The organism is Dehalococcoidia bacterium (genome assembly GCA_030018455.1).
Classification (GTDB): domain Bacteria; phylum Chloroflexota; class Dehalococcoidia; order DSTF01; family JALHUB01; genus JASEFU01.
Genome location: JASEFU010000002.1, coordinates 220,795 through 236,091, shown reverse-complemented (window position 1 = coordinate 236,091; position 15,297 = coordinate 220,795). Strand labels below are relative to the sequence as shown.

Below are 15,297 nucleotides of genomic sequence, written 5' to 3'. Positions count from 1 at the left end.
TTGCCAGAAGACGCTCCGGTTATTCGCCCTCGACGAGCCTGCGGCGCAGCTCGTCGCTTATGTCGAGATACAACAGGTCGCTCTCGCTGCCCGTCATCGCCGCGATGTTGGCGAACGCCCGCCGCCGCTTTCCCAGCGACGCGCCTTTCAGGTGGTTCAGGTTCTCGTCAGGGAGAGCGTCGACCTCAAGGACGCCGGCCGCGCGCGCGGCCTCGACCAGCTCCGCGCCGCGGTCGCTGCGCACGATGAGCGTGTTCCATCCCTCGACGCCCTCGGCCGCGCCCACGGATACGTCGGCAAGCTCCGCCGTCATGTCGAGGCAGAGGTTGCAGGTGTTGCGGATAAAGCCGCGGACGTCGTCGAGGGGGATGGAAAGCGACGTGGAGTCGGAAAAGACCTGAAAGACGTTGGCAGGCGGCGGCGGAATGTCGAACTTCTTGATCTCGTTGAGCGCCACCTTCTCCCGCAGAAAGCGAGCGAACTCCTGGTAGCGCAGCGCCCAGGTGCAGAAGAGACCGATGACGGGGCCGAGCTTATCGGCGTTGTTGCGGTTCTCGAGCGGCGAGGCGCGCATCTTCGCCAGCGCCAGCGCCTGGCAGGGGGTGGCCACGACGCCCACCTTCGCGACGTCCTCGCGGCGCGCTTCCCGGTTGAAGGCGGCGAGCGTCGGCGCGGCGACGTAGTTCGAACGCGCGCAGCCGATGACCTCCGAAGCGGCGCGCACGAGCGTCCCTTCGGGCAGCATGCCGCCGCCGGTAGCGGTGAGGACGGCGGAATCGATGAGGCCGCGCTCCAGGGCGAAGGCGGCCAGGGCGCTGACGGTGCCCCCGTACTGGCCGCGCGACCGCACGTCGCCGGCGGCGGAGCGCGTCATGAAGACATCCCTCGCCTTGCCGATGGGCCCGGCGTCGTACGGGGCGCCGAAGACGGCGCGGGACGCGGCATCGAGGTCGGTCGTGGTGCGGGGGCAGAAGGCGTAGCAACGGCCCTGGTCGAGGTTGCAGTCGTCGAGGGCAACGACGCGTCCCTTGTAGGCGGTGAGGTAGGGGCACATGCCGACGCAGGCGCCGCAGAGGCTGCACAGGTCACGGTTTATGACGTCGGCCAGTAGCTGGCGGCCGCCCTTGATGTCGGGGCTCATCTCCTCCCCCCTTCAGAGACGGTCGAGTCCGGTCCTCGGCCGGCTAGCGATTTTGAAAGTATCCACATGTCAAATTGTAGCATTACGCCGCACAGGAGGCCAGCCGCGTGCACGGCCGAAGAGGCGGCCGAACTGCGGCGCGGCGCTATCTACAACTCTGGGGGGATGATAGCAGGAAGCCGGACTGAAAGAACAGACTGGGGCGGCTATCGTTGACGGCCACATCTCTCCAATAGAGCGGGCTTCTTGCCCGCCACGACGGAGTGCCAAGTGGCTGGACGCCCACAATAGAGCGGGCATCTTGCCCGCCACGACTGAGTGCCAAGTGGCTGGACGCCCACAATAGAGCGGGCTTCTTGCCCGCCACGACGGAGTGCCAAGTGGCTGGACACCGCTTCAGCAGAACAACGGCGCTTGCTTGCAGATGGTCGCCCCTTCAGCGTATGAGCGGCGCGATGCTAGCGGCCAGACGTTGCATCCGCAGAGCGCCGTCGGCGCAGCTTCACCGCAGGCGCCGCTTCAGCCATCCGCTTATCCGTTTCCTCTCCGCTGACAGACCGGCCGGACTCACGCCATCGCTAGTCCGGCGCGCGCAGGTACTGTGCTGTACCATCGGGGTAGACCGCCACCTTCGCGCCGTCCGGGTGCAGCTCCCGCAGGCGCGACATCACCTCATCCCACGTCTTCGCCCAGATCACCGAGCGGCGGTCCACGAAGAGGTCGGTGCATGTCAGGTCAGGCAGCGGGTTAAGGATGATCAGCTTGAACTGAGGCGGCAGCATCCCCCGCGGCGTGTACTGCCGGCCGCCGTACTCCTTGCCGAACTGGCGCAGCAAATAGTGCACCACCTGTCCTTCGGGGCAGTTCATGATCATGACGATGGTCCCGCCTTGCGGCTTTAGCGAGCGGACGGCGGCGATGATCGCAATCGCGGCCTCGCCGGCCTTGGCGTAGGCGTTGGTTACCGCTATGTCGACGTTAGTCGCGGGCACGGTGGCGTACGCCTCCTTCGCGCGCCGGACCCCCTCATGATGCGCTGGCAGCGGCGCCCCCGCCACGAGGTCCATCACCGCCCCGTGACCGTTCATCAGCACGTTCACGAGGAAGTCGAGCCCCACCAGCCGCACCGCATCCTCCGTCTCGCGGCGCATCGGGTTCTCGTCCCAGTTTCCCATGCCGACGACGTTCGGCGGGCTGCCGAATATCGTGCGGTGGAACTGGTCGATGCTGTCGATGTGAGAGACGCCGGGAAGCAGTATCTTCCCGCCGCCGCCGAAGCCCGCCTGCGGATGCGGCAGCACGCCGCCGATGGCGATTCTCAAATCGCACGCCATGACCTCGCGGTTGATGGAAAGGACAGTGCCCAGGCCCGTTGTGCCCACTTCGACACAGTTCTCGTACGGGTTGTGGTTGTAGACGGCGTAGCGCTCCACTATCTCCTGGCCCAGCTTCTTGCGCAGCGCGTGGTTGTCGTGGGCGCCGTGCGTACCGGAGGCGACGACGAACCGTATCTGCTCGTCGGCCATTCCCGCCGCATCCAGCTCGCCCAGCACATACGGCGCGATCTGCCCGACGGGCGTGGGCCTCGTGATGTCGTCGAAGATGATCACCGCTTCCCGCTTCCCCGCCGCCATCTCGCGCAGCCGCGGCGACCCGACCGGCCGGTCAAACGCCTGCTGCATCTGCCCCGGCGACATCTCGGGACGGTCGTAGGCCGGCGGAGCGCAGAATGTCACCTCCCAGCCGGACGGAAAGTCCAGCTCCAGTTCCGTATTGCCGTCAAAGATCAATTGGGGGACCTTCACCCTCATCGCCGGCTCCTTTGTCGCCTCATCTCATCACCGGATATCGCGCGGCACGCTGCCCCTAAGCAGAGAGAAAGCGCTGGAAATCGGGCTCGATATCGATCTTGAGGGCGACGATGAGTCGCGCTACCATTCCCCAGTAGCCGCAGACGAGCGTCAGCTCCACTATCTCCGGCTCGCTCAGGTGCTTGCGCAGCTCATCGAAGACTTCGTCAGGCACCTCAACGTCCCTTGTCACCGCCTCCGTATACCGGACCACCGCCTTCTCCCGATCATCGAACTCGGGGCGGTACTGCCAATCATCGAGATGGGATATCTCCGCATGGTTGACGCCGACTTCCTCCGCTATCGGGACGTGGTGCACCCACTCGTACTCGGCGCCCGTGATCTGGGCAATGCGCAGGATGGCGAGCTCACGCAAGCGGGGAGCAAGCTGTCCGTAGAGAAGGAGCGAGTTGCCCAGCCGCAGAAAGTTGCGCAGGGCGTTGGGGCTATTGGCGACGATGCGGTGCAGGTTTATGGGGTCGCGGCCCTCCTGCTCCCACTTCGCGAACACCACGCGGGCATCTCCGATGGCGTCAGCAGCGCTCACGTACTTCACACGGGCCATTAGTCCCTCCTTATCGACTCCCGGACTGCGCTCAGCGGCAACTTCTGATTATATGCGGAGCGTAGTTCTTGCCGCCAGCGGCGGAATACCGTCAGAATCCCGTCTCGCCGCCTTCGGTCTCGGTTGGGGCAGACGCACCGTGGGCACAGGATGGCGCTCCTGGACGGCGCCGGAACAGGCCCTGGTCGGCGGCCAATTGTTACGGGTAGCGGTTGGAGAAGTACTGCCAGACCAGCCGCGAGACGGTCTGGCCGAGGGGGATATCGGCGTACTCGTAAGGGACGTTCTGGGTGAAGAACGAAATCGCGTAGGCATACGTCACGCCGCCGCGGCTGAAGGTGACGATGCCGATGTCGTTATCGATCCAGCCGCCGGGGACCCAGCTGAAGCCGTTCTTGTGGGAGACGACGCCGCCGCCCACGCCCGCCGGGATGAGGTACTGTAACCCCGGCTTCACGCCCACCATCTTCTGCATCAAGTAATCGCGCCAGAAGAAGCCGACGACTCCGCCGTGGTAGAAGGAAGCGAGGGCGCGGTTCATCTCGTTCGCCGTGAGGACGTTGGCCAGCCCCATCAGTGAGAACTCTTCGTAGTACGCCGGCGGATGATCGAAGAAGGAGACCTGGAGACCCAGCCGCCGCATCAGATCGCCGATCTTCAAGACGCCCGCCGGCACGCTTCCGCCGGTCTGGATCAGGAGCGTGCGGGCAGTGATGGGGTTACTGCTGTAGATCGTGCGGGCAATGAGGTCGCCGACGTAGCTTTCCGGGTAGCGCCCCTGCTCCAAGTCCATGACTACGGAGAGAAGGACGAAGAAGTTGATGCTGCAGCCGGCGTGGTGAGGGACGTTCCCGTTGACATCTATGGTTTCCCCGGTCTGCAGATCGGTCACGGCCACCGCCGAATCAAAGCTCCACTGTTGCATCTGGGCGGCGAGACTGTCCCTCAATTGGAGCAAGGCAGGATTGGGCGCAGCGGATGCCCCGCAGCTAAGGGTCGTGAAAGAGGCGGTGGAAGGATACCAGGCGCCTCCCTGGAGCGTATTGACACGCCACTGATGCCGGAGTCCCGGGGCCAGCCCGTCCCACGTGTGCTCCCAAACGCCGCCTTGTATCGGCCCGTGGCTTACGAAGGTGTCGGGCGCAAAGCCGTTATCGAAAAGGCTGAGGTCCAGCCACTGCTCCGCGCCGGCGGCAAGGGCAGGCGCCCAACGGAACGTGACCTGCACCTTCCCGGGCTCCTGGACGCTGCACTGCTGTTGAGGCGGCAGAAGAAGCGCCGCCGCTGGGCTGCAGTGGCCGGAGATGAAGCCGCCGCTCTTGATTGTGCGCCAGCCGTCGGCGTACAGGGCGGTGACACGATAGTAGTGCGGGAGGCCGGGCCTGATGCCATGCCAGGTGTAAGACGTGGCCTGGGAACCGAAAGGCCCCGCGCCGACAAAGCTGCCGGACCGAAAGCCGTTATCGTACAGGCTGAGATCGACCCACACTTGAAGGGCGCCACCCGCCTGCGGCCACCGGAACGTGACCGCAGCGGTGCCGGGCGCGGCGGTGCTGCACGCCTGGCTGATGTCGCCGTATACGTTCGCTGAACCGTTTCCGGCAAGGGGAAAAGTAATACTCCAGAGGAATGTGAAGAGGCTATAGACAAGGTGCATCTTTCGCGGTCCTTCGCAGTTCAACCGATCCCTTCGAGGCCCAACCCGACGTCAATCTGAAGGGGGCGCCTGAACACCCTCTCTTTCGATTATCACGATCAGAGAGAAAAGGGCGCATCGGGAAATCCCCTATGACCCCTCCGCGCGCCGCTTCATTTGCGCCTCGCCGCTGAGGCAAGCGCCTCATCCATGATCGTCAGCAAGTGCTCCTTCGATTCGGGGAGCTTGTACCCCTCCCAGCTCTGGTCGAAGATCGGCGCGTTCATAAAGTGATCGAAACAGATGTTGCCCGTCGTCTGGAGACCGGCGACGATGTGCCGCAACTCTTCCAGCATCTCCACCAGCGACAGGGGCTCGAACGCGCCCGCTATCATGTCGTCGAAAAGAGGCGTGCCGGGGACGACCTGAAGCGGGCGGACACGGATGAAGTCGGGGTCGACCGCGTTCAGCACGTCCACGGTGCCCCTGATGTGGTCGGCCGACCGCGCCGTGCCTCCCAGACCGGGCATGATGTACAGCGACAGCTCGAAGCCCGCCTCTTTCGCCTTGCGGCCGCCCTCCGTCATCTCTCGTGCCGTCGCGCCCTTTTTCACGGTGGCGAGGACGCCGTCGTCGCCGCTTTCCAGACCGACGTGCAGGCGGTCAAGCCCCGCGTCGTGTAGCAACCGCAGCTCGCCCGTGTCCTTCGCAAGCAGCGTCTTGGCGCGCGCATACGAAGTGACCCGCTCCAGCGAGGGGAAGGCCGCCCGCAGGTAGGCGATTATGTCAATGAGATCTTCGGTCTTGATGATCACGGCGTTCGAATCGGCGAGGAAGGCAGTCCTCGGCTCCACGCGGTACCCCTGCGCGCGCAGCTCGTCGGCGCTCGCCCGCAGCGCATCGATGTCGCCCTTCACCTCATCGGTGGAGCGGAGCATGTTCTTTCGCGGCAGGTCCTTGTACACGGAACAGAACGTGCAGTAATTCCAGGGGCAGCCGCGCATCACCCTGATCAGCAGGGAGCGCGCTTCGCTCGGTGGGCGTATGGGTGGAAGTTCGTATGTAAGGAAGCTGGAACTGTTGTCCGCACGCATCTTGAGTCTGCCTTTACTATAATCATTCTACATTAGGCCGCAACTACCTCCTATGGACTGTCCGGCAGGAGGGGAAGCGAAAGAAGCGCAGGCAAGAGCGCTCCATCTCGGCTGCCTTGCGTGTTAAATGGGCGTTGCCTATTGTAGCCCTGCGAAAAAGGGCGCTCTCCGCAACAGGGGAGCCGGTAGCAGGAGAGGTGAGACATGGCTATCCGCACACCAGAAGAGTACAGGCAGAGTCTGAGAGACGGGCGCGTCGTCTACATGTTCGGCGAGCGCGTGGAGGACGTAACGACCCATCGCATCCTCAAGATAAACACTGAGACCGCCGCCGCCGATTTCGTCCTCACGGAGTCGAAGGACCCGGCGATACGCGACCTCTTCGTCGCCGAACACCCGGAGACGGGCGAGCCGATAAGCCGCTACTTCACCACGCCGAAGACGCCTGACGACATCGAAAAGCGGATGCAGATGGTCCAGCAGTCGATCCGGCTCACCGGCGGGCTCCCCTTCGGCAAAGACATCGGCACCGACTGCCTGAACGCCATCATGGCCACCGCAGAGCAGATGGGGAAGCCCGAGTACAAAGAGCGCGCGAAGGCCTACCTCGAGCACCTGCGCGCGAACGACCTCATGCTATGCGGCGCCGTCACCGACGTGAAGGGCGACCGCAGCAAGGTGCCCTCGAAGCAGGTCCACCCCGACTACTATGTCCACATCGTCGACCGCAACAAGGACGGCATCGTGGTCAAGGGGGCGAAGATACACATCACCGGCGCTCCCGCCGCCAACGAGCTGCTCGTGGTGCCGACGCGCCAGATGCGCGAGGACGAGGCCGACTACGCCGTTTCGTTCGCGATCCCGGTCGCGACCCCCGGGATCAGCCTCATCTGCCGCCCCGGCCACGGCGACCGCTCGCCGGCGGAGTTCCCCTCCAACCGGCCGAACCGCGGGCTCGTCGAGGCGATGATCGTCTTCGACAACGTGTTCGTGCCCTGGGAGCGAGTGTTCCTGGCGGGCGAATGGCAATACTCTATGCTCCTCGCCTACACCTTCGCGACCTACCACCGCTTCACCGCCGTCTCCTACAAGATCCCGATCGTCGAGATCCTCGGCGGGATCGCCCTGGCGATGGCCGACGTGAACGGACTTGGCAACGTCGGGCACATCCGCGACAAGCTGTCGGAAGTGGTCGCCTACGTTGAGACGTTGAAGGCGCTGGGCCAGGCGGCGATCAAGACGCCTGTCTACTACGGCGAGATCTGCGTTCCCAGCCCGCTCATCACCAACATGGCGAAGCTGCACTTCGCCAAGAACTACCACGAGATCATTAAGCTCATCCAGGATATCTCCGGCGGGATCATCACGACGATGCCGACGTACCTGGACTGGCAGAACGAGGAGATACACGGCTACCTGAACCACTACCTCAGCGCGTCGCCGAAGTACACGGCCGAGGAACGCATGCGGGTGGTGCAGCTAGCGCACAACATGGTCGCTTCCGCCGACAGCGCCCACATGGAGGTGACGACAGTCCACGCGGAGGGCTCGATGGCGGCCCAGCGGATGATGATCCTCTACGAATCGCCGCTGAAGCAGTACCGGGACATGGCGCTGCTCGCCGCCGGCGTGGAGCCGAAGGACTAGGAGCTGCGCTCCGCCGCCCGAACACGAGTTTCGTCAGGTTGCTGGAGGACTAGACCATGGTGTCGGAGCAGTCGCCCGAAAGGGCGTCAATCGTCGAAATCGAGACACGGGGGCGACTGGGAAGAACGCAGGAGGTTGCCCCGGGCACCTTCTTCTTCCCCTACTTCGGAAACGTCGTCGCGTTTCTGACCGGCGACGGCATCGTCCTCGTCGACGCGTCCAGCTATGCCAGCGGCAAGGAGGTGCTGCAGGAGCTGCGAGAGATAACGGACCTGCCCATCCACAGCATCATCTACACGCACGGCCATCTCGACCACGCGCCCGGCGCCAACCACTTCATCGAGGACGCCCGCGAACGGGGCCACCCACGGCCGCGCGTCATCGGCCAGCGGCGGGTGCCCGACCGGCTGCACCGCTACGAACGAATGGCGCGCCAGACCTGGTTCATCAACTCGATCCAGTGGGCGCGACGGGCGGGGCCAAGCGCCGAGCCGCCGCCTCAGCCGCCGTTCATCTATCCAGACGTCCTCTACGATGAGCGCATGACCCTGGTGGTGGGCGGCGAGCCCTTCGAACTCCGCGCAGGCGTCGGCGAGACGGACGACGCCACCTGGGTCTGGGCGCCGCAGCGGAACGCCATCTGCGCGGGCGACTTCGTCGTTTCCGCCTGTCCGAACGTCGGCAACCCCTGGAAAGTGCAACGCTACGCCGAGGGATGGGCGGAAGCGCTGGAAGCGATGGCCAGCCTGCACCCCGACCTGCTTCTCCCCGGGCACGGGCCCGCCGTTCGCGGCGACGAGGCAGCGCAGACCGTCCTCCTCGATACCGCCCGCTACCTCCGCTCGATCGCCGAGGAGGTTATCGAGCGGATGAACCAGGGGCAATGGCTGGAGCAGATACTGCGGGAGGTGGAACCGCCGCCGGAGCTGGCGGCAAAGCCATATCTCCAGCCGGTCTATGGCCACCCCAAGTTCATCGTTCACGGCGTGTGGCGGCAGTACGGCGGCTGGTATGACGGCAATCCCGCGAACTTCTTCCCCGCGCCGACCGTGAGCCAGGCAAAGGAGATCGTCGCGGCGGCAGGCGCCGCGAAGCTGCTGGCGCGGGCGCGTGAGCTTCAATCCGAAGGCGATCTGACGCTTGCCTGCCACATCGTTGACTGGCTGACGAAGGCCGAGCCGGAGAACCGCGACGCCTGGCAGCTAAGCAAGGAGCTCTACGAGGCTCGGGCCGCCCGAGAAGTGAACATGATGGCGCGCAACACCTTCAAGGGCGCGGCAAGAGAGGCGGAGCGACGCTTGGGCTCATAGCCCCAGCAGGCCCTGCCTCGCAACCTGGAAAGGGTGGTGCTATGAGACCCTGGGAGAATGACTGGGGACTGCTGGGATGCCGCCTCTCGCGGCGCGAGCTGTTGCAGGCGGGGGCCCTCGCGATGGGCGCCGCCGGCCTGAGCCTGGCGGGCTGCGACGAAGGCGAGGAAGCGGCGACAGAGACAGTGACGCCGGGGGCTGCATCGCCGGGTGAAGGGCCGCCCACAGCCACCCCGCCGAGCGGCTCCATCGTCAGCATCGGCGGCAATCCGGAGGGCATACGCGAAGTGGCGCCGGGTACCATCTTCTTCCCCTACTTTGGAAACGTCATCGCGCTCATCACCGACGAAGGCATCGTCATCGTCGATACGTCTCTTCAGGGTAACGGGCCGCCGATCGTCGAAGAGCTGCGCAAGCGCACGGACGAGCCGGTCCACACGATCGTCTACACGCACGGCCACTACGACCACGTCGGCGGCGCCCCCGCTTTCCTGGAAGACGCGCAGCAGAGGGGTTATCCGCGGCCCCGCGTCATCGCGCATTCGCGCGTGCTCGGCCGCTTTCGTCGCTACGAACGCATGGCCGGCTGGACGAAGTTCATCAACTCCATCCAGTTCGGCGTCCCCATCGAACCCGATTTCGAACCACCTCCGACCCCTGTCTTCGTCTACCCCGATGAGACATACGATGACCGCCTGACGCTGGAGGTCGGCGGCGAGAAGTTCGAGCTCGTGCACGGCATCGGCGAGACGGACGACCACACGTGGGTCCACGCGCCGGAGCGCAAACTCGTTTGTTCGGGAGACTTCTTCATCTGGGCGTGCCCCAACGTCGGCAATCCGTGGAAGGTGCAGCGGTTCGCCGAAGGCTGGGCAGAAGGCCTGGAAGCGATGGCGGGCGTCCGGCCCTCGCTGCTGCTGCCGGGACACGGCGCGCCCATAGAGGGTGAACAGGACGTCCAGACGAAAGCCCTCAACGTCGCCCGCTACCTGCGCTCGATACACGACCAGGTGATAGAGCGGATGAACCGCGGGCAGTGGCTCGAGCAAATCCTGCGCGAAGTGGAGCCGCCGGCGGACCTCGTTTCGGAGCCGTACCTTGCGCCGATATACGGCCACCCGAAGTTCATCGTCCACGGCGTGTGGCGAGAGTACGGCGGCTGGTACGACGGCGACCCGGCGAACTTCTTCCCTGCGGCGACAGACGCCCAGGCGCAAGAGATCGTCGCGCTGGCGGGAAGCGACCGCGTGCTGGCGCGGGCGCGCGAGCTGCAGGCGGCAGGCGACCTGACGCTGGCGTGCCACCTCGTCGGCTGGGTGCGAAAGGCCCAGCCCGACAACACGGACGCCTGCCGGCTGTCGAAAGAGCTTTTCGAAGCGCGGGCGGCCGTCGAAGGCAACATGATGGCGCGCAACACCTTCAAGTGGGCGGCCGCGGAGGCGCAAGAGCGCCTGGGCTAGCCGGCGGCCCGAAACGCCGGTCATGGAGGTGAAAGATGCAACGACGGGTCGAGGGACTGGAGGTCCTGGGCAAGAGGCTCTCGCGGCGGAGATTGCTCGAAGCCGGCGCCGCGGCCGGGCTGGCGGGCGCCGCGCTCGCGGCCTGCGGCGGCGACGAAAAGGAGGAGGAGCCTGTGGCGACGGCGACCGCCCAGCGGCGGGAGATCAGCGGCCCCTCAGTCGAGACGCTGACGGGCCCCATCAGCACCGGCGAGATGGGCTTCACCCTCATGCACGAGCACATCTTTTCGCGGTCGGAGGGAGTGCAGTTCCAGTTCCCGTTCCTGTGGGACCAGCAGACGGAGGTCGACCGCGCCGTCGAAACGCTCACGCGGCTCAAGGCGAAGGGCGTCGACACCATCCTCGACCCGACGGTCCTCGGCCTGGGACGCGACGTGCCGCTCCTCATCCCCATCGCCGAGAAGGCGGGGATAAACGTCATCCCCGCGACCGGCCTCTACACCTACGACGAGCTGCCGCACTATTTCGCCAGCCGCAGCGTCGAGCACATGGCGGATGTCTTCGTCCGCGAGATCGAGGAGGGCATCCAGGGCACGAGCGTGCGGGCCGCCGTCATCAAGTGCGCCACCGATCAGCCCGGAGTGACGCCGGGCGTGGAAAAGGTGCTGCGGGCGGCGGCGCAGGCGCACCTCCGCACGGGCGCGCCCATAACCACGCACACCCACGCGAGGACGGAGCGCGGACTGGAGCAGCAGGATATCTTCGAGAGCGAGGGCGTCGACCTGTCGAGGGTGATCATCGGGCACAGCGGCGACACGGACGACCTTGGCTACCTCACGAAGCTGCTCGACCGCGGCTCATACATCGGGATGGACCGCTTCGGCCTCGAAGTCTACCTGTCCACCGAGAAGCGGGTGGCCACCATTGCCGAGCTCTGCAAGCTGGGGTACACGGAGCGGATGGTGCTTTCGCACGACGCGATGGTGTATTTCGACTGGTTCCCGCCCGAGGCGCTGCCGGCGCTGGGGCCGGACTGGAACTACTTCCACATCATCGACAACGTGATCCCGATGCTGCTGGAAGCGGGAGTAACTGAGGTGCAGATAGACACAATGACGCGGGAGAACCCTCGCCGCATATTCGAGAACGTGCAGCCGTACTAAGGCGGCGGGTACTACCCTTTTCCTGCCTTTTGAAATACGATCTTACGGTCGTTGCAAACGTGTTAGATCAGCGGAGATTTTGGGGGGACTGATGTCGGAGCAGACGGCGGGAACGAAGTACGAGTACTACGAGGATGAGCTAATCGGCGTGCTGGAGGACGCGCTGCGACGAGAGCACGAAGCGCGCGCCTTCTACCTCGAATCGGCGCAGAAGCGGCCGTGGAAGCCGGAAAGCAAGCAGATGCTCGACTGGCTGGCCGGTGAGGAGGCGAAGCACGCGCAGCTCATCACCGAGCACCTCGAGGACGTGAAGAAGCGCCTGGCCTGGATCCACTACGAGGCGGGCCCGAAAGAGGGGTAATGCCTCGCGGCAGGCCGTCACCTGAGCGGCGGCGCCCGCCGCTGCTTTCGCTTATGCGCCTTGTCGTGTAGCATTTGGAGCATCAAACTGGCCCATCCCTTGACCAAGAAGGCAGATTGGAGTGTCGCCGACATGACTCAAACAGACGCATACGACACGCTGACCGAGAGGCTCGGTTTTCCCGGATCGACCCGCCTGCGTTCCATCCTCGAGATGCTGATGACAAAAGAAGAGGCCGCGCTCGCCGAGGCGCTGCCCGGCAGCATCGCCGAGGTCGCGCAGAAGACCGGCGTCCCCGAGGAACAGGTGCGCGCGAGCCTCGACAGACTGTACTACAAGGGCGTGGTCTTCCCGAAGGGGGACTTCGCGAACCGCGAGTACTACCGCTTCGCGCGCCAGATCATCCAACTCCACGACGCGGTTCAGGCCACCAGCAACCTCGACCCGGAAAAAGACCGCCCGTTCTTCCAGAAGTGGCACGACTTCTGCAAGGAAGAGATGTACCCGCGCATGGCGGCGATGTTCAAAGGGGCCACCACCCGCATCACGCGGGTAATCCCCGCTTACCGCGCCATCAAAGACCTGCCGGACATCCTTCCCGCCGAGAACTTCCACGAAATCCTGAAGGCGCAGGACATCATCGCCGTCGTGCCCTGCTCCTGCCGCTACCGCACGACAGCGGTCGGCGAGCAGTGCGCCCACACGGAAGAGGCGAAGACGTGGCACTGCCTCCAGTTCGGGCGCGGCGCCGAATACGTCATCAACCGCGGCTCGGGGCGCAAGCTGTCGCTGGAGGAGGCGCTCCTGCTCTGCGACGACGTCGAGGAGGACGGTCTTATCCACCGCTGGGCGAACAACGCCAACATGACGGGCATCAACACGAGCTGCCAGTGCTGTCGCGACTGCTGTGAAGAGTACGTGGCGATGGACCAGGGCGGCGTGCCGGTCTCGCAGTGGTGGGAGAAGAGCCGCTACGAGGCCTATCTGGCGTCGCCGGACGACTGCAACGGTTGCGGCCTGTGCGTCGACCGCTGCCAGTTCGACGCCGTGGAGATGGTGGAGACGGATGACGGCCTCAAGGCGGCGATCGAGGCGGAGAAGTGCTTCGGCTGCGGCGCCTGCGTCGTCGGCTGCTCAATGGAGGCGTTGAAGATGAAGGTGGTGCGCCCTCCGGAGTTCATCCCCGGCGTCGTCACCGCATAGGCCGGGTCGCGCATCTGATGAAGACGCACACCCACTACCTCTGGTTCAATACGAAGTCGCCTCGAGAGCTCGTAAACGTGACGGACGACGTGCAGGCGGCGGTCAGGGAATCGGGTGTGCGCGAGGGCCTGTGCCTCGTTAGCGCCATGCACATCACGTCGGCGATCTGGGTGAACGATAACGAACCGGGGTTGTGGCAGGACCTCTGGGAGTGGCTGGAGCAGCTCGCGCCGTTCCGGCCTGACTACCGGCACCACCGCACCGGCGAGACCAACGCCGACGCCCACCTGAAGCGCTCGCTCCTGCATCACCAGGTGGTGCTGCCGGTGACCGACGGCCGGCTCGACCTCGGGCCGTGGGAGCAGGTGTTCTACGCCGAATTCGACGGGCAGCGCCGCAAGCGGGTGGTCGTCAAGGTCATCGGCGAGTAAGCGCCGCTTTTGACGCCAGGCGGGGGCGCGCTTAAGATCGGGGCGCGCCCCTCTTGCTTTCGTTCCGCTGGAGGCCACTAATGGAGCCGGACGACCGATCGAGGCGAAGAGCCTTCATCCAGGCGTTCTTCCTTGCCCTGGCGCTCGCCGCGATCATCGGGCACGCCGTCTACTGGCATATCGAGGGCGAGCTCGCCGAGCTCTTCCGCGACGCGCAGGAAGGCCGCGATCTCTTCCCCGTCCTCTACAACGTCGGGCTGATGCTCGTCACGGGGTCGCTCCTCGGCCTGCTGCTCATCCGTCTGACGGAGGCGCTGGGATACCGCGTGCGCGAGATCCGCCATTTCGAGGAGGACGGCCAGGAGTGATCACCTTCTCCGAGGTGCCCGGCCTCGAGGCAAGCCCCGTCGTTCTCCTGTTCCTCGGGTTCGCGCTGGGGGTGCTCGCGGGATTCGTGGGCGTCGGCGGAGGGTTCATCGTCACGCCGGCGCTGATCGTCATGGGGTTCCCGGCGCCGATTGCCGTCGGCACCGGGCTCGCCCACATCTCCGGCAACGCCGTGGTGGCGACGATGCGACACCGTCAGTTGGGCAACGTCGACCTGAGGCTGGGGGCGCTGACGGTGATCGGCACGCTGGCGGGCGTCGAGGGGGGCGTCGCGCTGGTGAACTGGCTGAAGGACAGAGGCGTGGCCGACGAAGGCGTCCTCTCGGCGTCGCTGGCGCTGATGGCGTTCATCAGCGTGTTTACGGTCTGGGAGACGCGACGTTCGCAGCAACTTATGGCGATGCCGGGGCTCGCCGGCGACATTTCACCGAGGGAGCTGGTGTCGTCGGGGCTGTGGCGCCGCCTGCACGCGCTGCGTCTGTGGCCGATGGTCGACTTGCCGCGTTCGCGGGTGCGCATCTCGTTCTGGGTGCTGATAGTGATAGGGTTCTTTACGGGCGTCCTCGCCGGCCTTATCGGCGTAGGCGGCGGCTTCGTGCTGAACCCGGCGCTGATTTACCTGGTCGGCGTGCCCTCGCACCTGGCGGTGGGCACCGGCCTGCTCCAGATGATCTTCACCGCAAGCTACGGCACGCTGAGACACACCATGAGCGCGAACGTCCTGATATTCGCCTCGCTCCTTCTCCTGATCGGCGCCTCGCTGGGCACGCAGGTGGGCGCGGTGGCGACGGCCTACGTTACCGGGCCCACCGTGCGCCTCGTTCTGGCGTTGGCGGTCGGCCTGGCGGCGGCGGGTACCGCCTTCGAGCTGGCGGACGTTCTGACGGACGAAACCATCGGGGCGCTGGACGCAGCCGCGACAATCACTCTTTTCGGCGGGATCGCCTTTCTCACGGTATCGATAGCGGCGCTGCTCGTCCTCGGGGTGCTGTACCGGCGCGGACGCAGCATTCCCCGCTGGGTGGAGCCTTTGTGCTGCAAGCGCTAGC

The 15,297-nt window shown here is 65.3% G+C and carries 14 protein-coding genes; 9 read left to right on the top strand and 5 right to left on the bottom strand.

The window, feature by feature from the left end; all coding sequences use genetic code 11:
- Nucleotides 1-19: 19 nt before the first annotated feature.
- The 5 genes from QME71_04560 to QME71_04540 form a co-directional block, all read right to left on the bottom strand.
- Nucleotides 20-1,141, bottom strand: coding sequence for a Coenzyme F420 hydrogenase/dehydrogenase, beta subunit C-terminal domain (locus tag QME71_04560; protein ID MDI6857572.1), 1,122 nt, complete (start codon nucleotides 1,139-1,141; stop codon nucleotides 20-22).
- 578 nt (nucleotides 1,142-1,719) lie between these two features.
- Nucleotides 1,720-2,952, bottom strand: a complete 1,233-nt coding sequence (locus tag QME71_04555; protein MDI6857571.1) for a lactate racemase domain-containing protein — start codon at nucleotides 2,950-2,952, stop codon at nucleotides 1,720-1,722.
- A gap of 55 nt (nucleotides 2,953-3,007) precedes the next feature.
- Nucleotides 3,008-3,556 carry a carboxymuconolactone decarboxylase family protein gene (locus tag QME71_04550; GenBank protein ID MDI6857570.1) on the bottom strand — a complete coding sequence of 183 codons (549 nt, stop codon included), beginning with the start codon at nucleotides 3,554-3,556 and terminating at the stop codon, nucleotides 3,008-3,010.
- A 199-nt stretch (nucleotides 3,557-3,755) separates the two neighbouring features.
- Complete coding sequence (locus tag QME71_04545; GenBank protein ID MDI6857569.1) at nucleotides 3,756-5,213, bottom strand: hypothetical protein; 1,458 nt, start codon at nucleotides 5,211-5,213, stop codon at nucleotides 3,756-3,758.
- A gap of 152 nt (nucleotides 5,214-5,365) precedes the next feature.
- Nucleotides 5,366-6,286, bottom strand: coding sequence for a radical SAM protein (locus QME71_04540; protein MDI6857568.1), 921 nt, complete (start codon nucleotides 6,284-6,286; stop codon nucleotides 5,366-5,368).
- A gap of 204 nt (nucleotides 6,287-6,490) precedes the next feature.
- Between QME71_04540 and QME71_04535 the strand changes: the two genes are divergently transcribed.
- The 9 genes from QME71_04535 to QME71_04495 all read left to right on the top strand — a co-directional run bounded on the left by QME71_04535 (nucleotide 6,491) and on the right by QME71_04495 (nucleotide 15,296).
- The gene (locus QME71_04535) at nucleotides 6,491-7,933 is read left to right on the top strand and encodes a 4-hydroxyphenylacetate 3-hydroxylase N-terminal domain-containing protein (GenBank protein ID MDI6857567.1); all 1,443 of its coding nucleotides are present in this window, start codon (nucleotides 6,491-6,493) and stop codon (nucleotides 7,931-7,933) included.
- A 56-nt stretch (nucleotides 7,934-7,989) separates the two neighbouring features.
- Nucleotides 7,990-9,243, top strand: a complete 1,254-nt coding sequence (locus tag QME71_04530) for an alkyl sulfatase dimerization domain-containing protein (GenBank protein MDI6857566.1) — start codon at nucleotides 7,990-7,992, stop codon at nucleotides 9,241-9,243.
- Nucleotides 9,244-9,284: 41 nt separating this feature from the next.
- On the top strand, nucleotides 9,285-10,703 hold the full coding sequence (locus QME71_04525; GenBank protein MDI6857565.1) for an alkyl sulfatase dimerization domain-containing protein: 1,419 nt from the start codon (nucleotides 9,285-9,287) through the stop codon (nucleotides 10,701-10,703).
- Between the two features lie 35 nt (nucleotides 10,704-10,738).
- Nucleotides 10,739-11,866 (top strand): phosphotriesterase-related protein, encoded by a 1,128-nt coding sequence (locus QME71_04520; GenBank protein MDI6857564.1) that lies wholly within the window; start codon nucleotides 10,739-10,741, stop codon nucleotides 11,864-11,866.
- A 91-nt stretch (nucleotides 11,867-11,957) separates the two neighbouring features.
- Nucleotides 11,958-12,227, top strand: a complete 270-nt coding sequence (locus QME71_04515) for a ferritin family protein (protein MDI6857563.1) — start codon at nucleotides 11,958-11,960, stop codon at nucleotides 12,225-12,227.
- Nucleotides 12,228-12,359: 132 nt separating this feature from the next.
- Complete coding sequence (locus QME71_04510) at nucleotides 12,360-13,430, top strand: 4Fe-4S binding protein (protein MDI6857562.1); 1,071 nt, start codon at nucleotides 12,360-12,362, stop codon at nucleotides 13,428-13,430.
- 17 nt (nucleotides 13,431-13,447) lie between these two features.
- Nucleotides 13,448-13,861 carry a secondary thiamine-phosphate synthase enzyme YjbQ gene (locus QME71_04505; GenBank protein ID MDI6857561.1) on the top strand — a complete coding sequence of 138 codons (414 nt, stop codon included), beginning with the start codon at nucleotides 13,448-13,450 and terminating at the stop codon, nucleotides 13,859-13,861.
- 80 nt (nucleotides 13,862-13,941) lie between these two features.
- The gene (locus QME71_04500; protein ID MDI6857560.1) at nucleotides 13,942-14,229 is read left to right on the top strand and encodes a hypothetical protein; all 288 of its coding nucleotides are present in this window, start codon (nucleotides 13,942-13,944) and stop codon (nucleotides 14,227-14,229) included.
- Nucleotides 14,226-15,296, top strand: coding sequence for a sulfite exporter TauE/SafE family protein (locus QME71_04495; GenBank protein MDI6857559.1), 1,071 nt, complete (start codon nucleotides 14,226-14,228; stop codon nucleotides 15,294-15,296). The genes QME71_04500 and QME71_04495 overlap by 4 nt, the downstream gene beginning before the upstream one ends.
- Nucleotide 15,297: the final 1 nt, after the last annotated feature.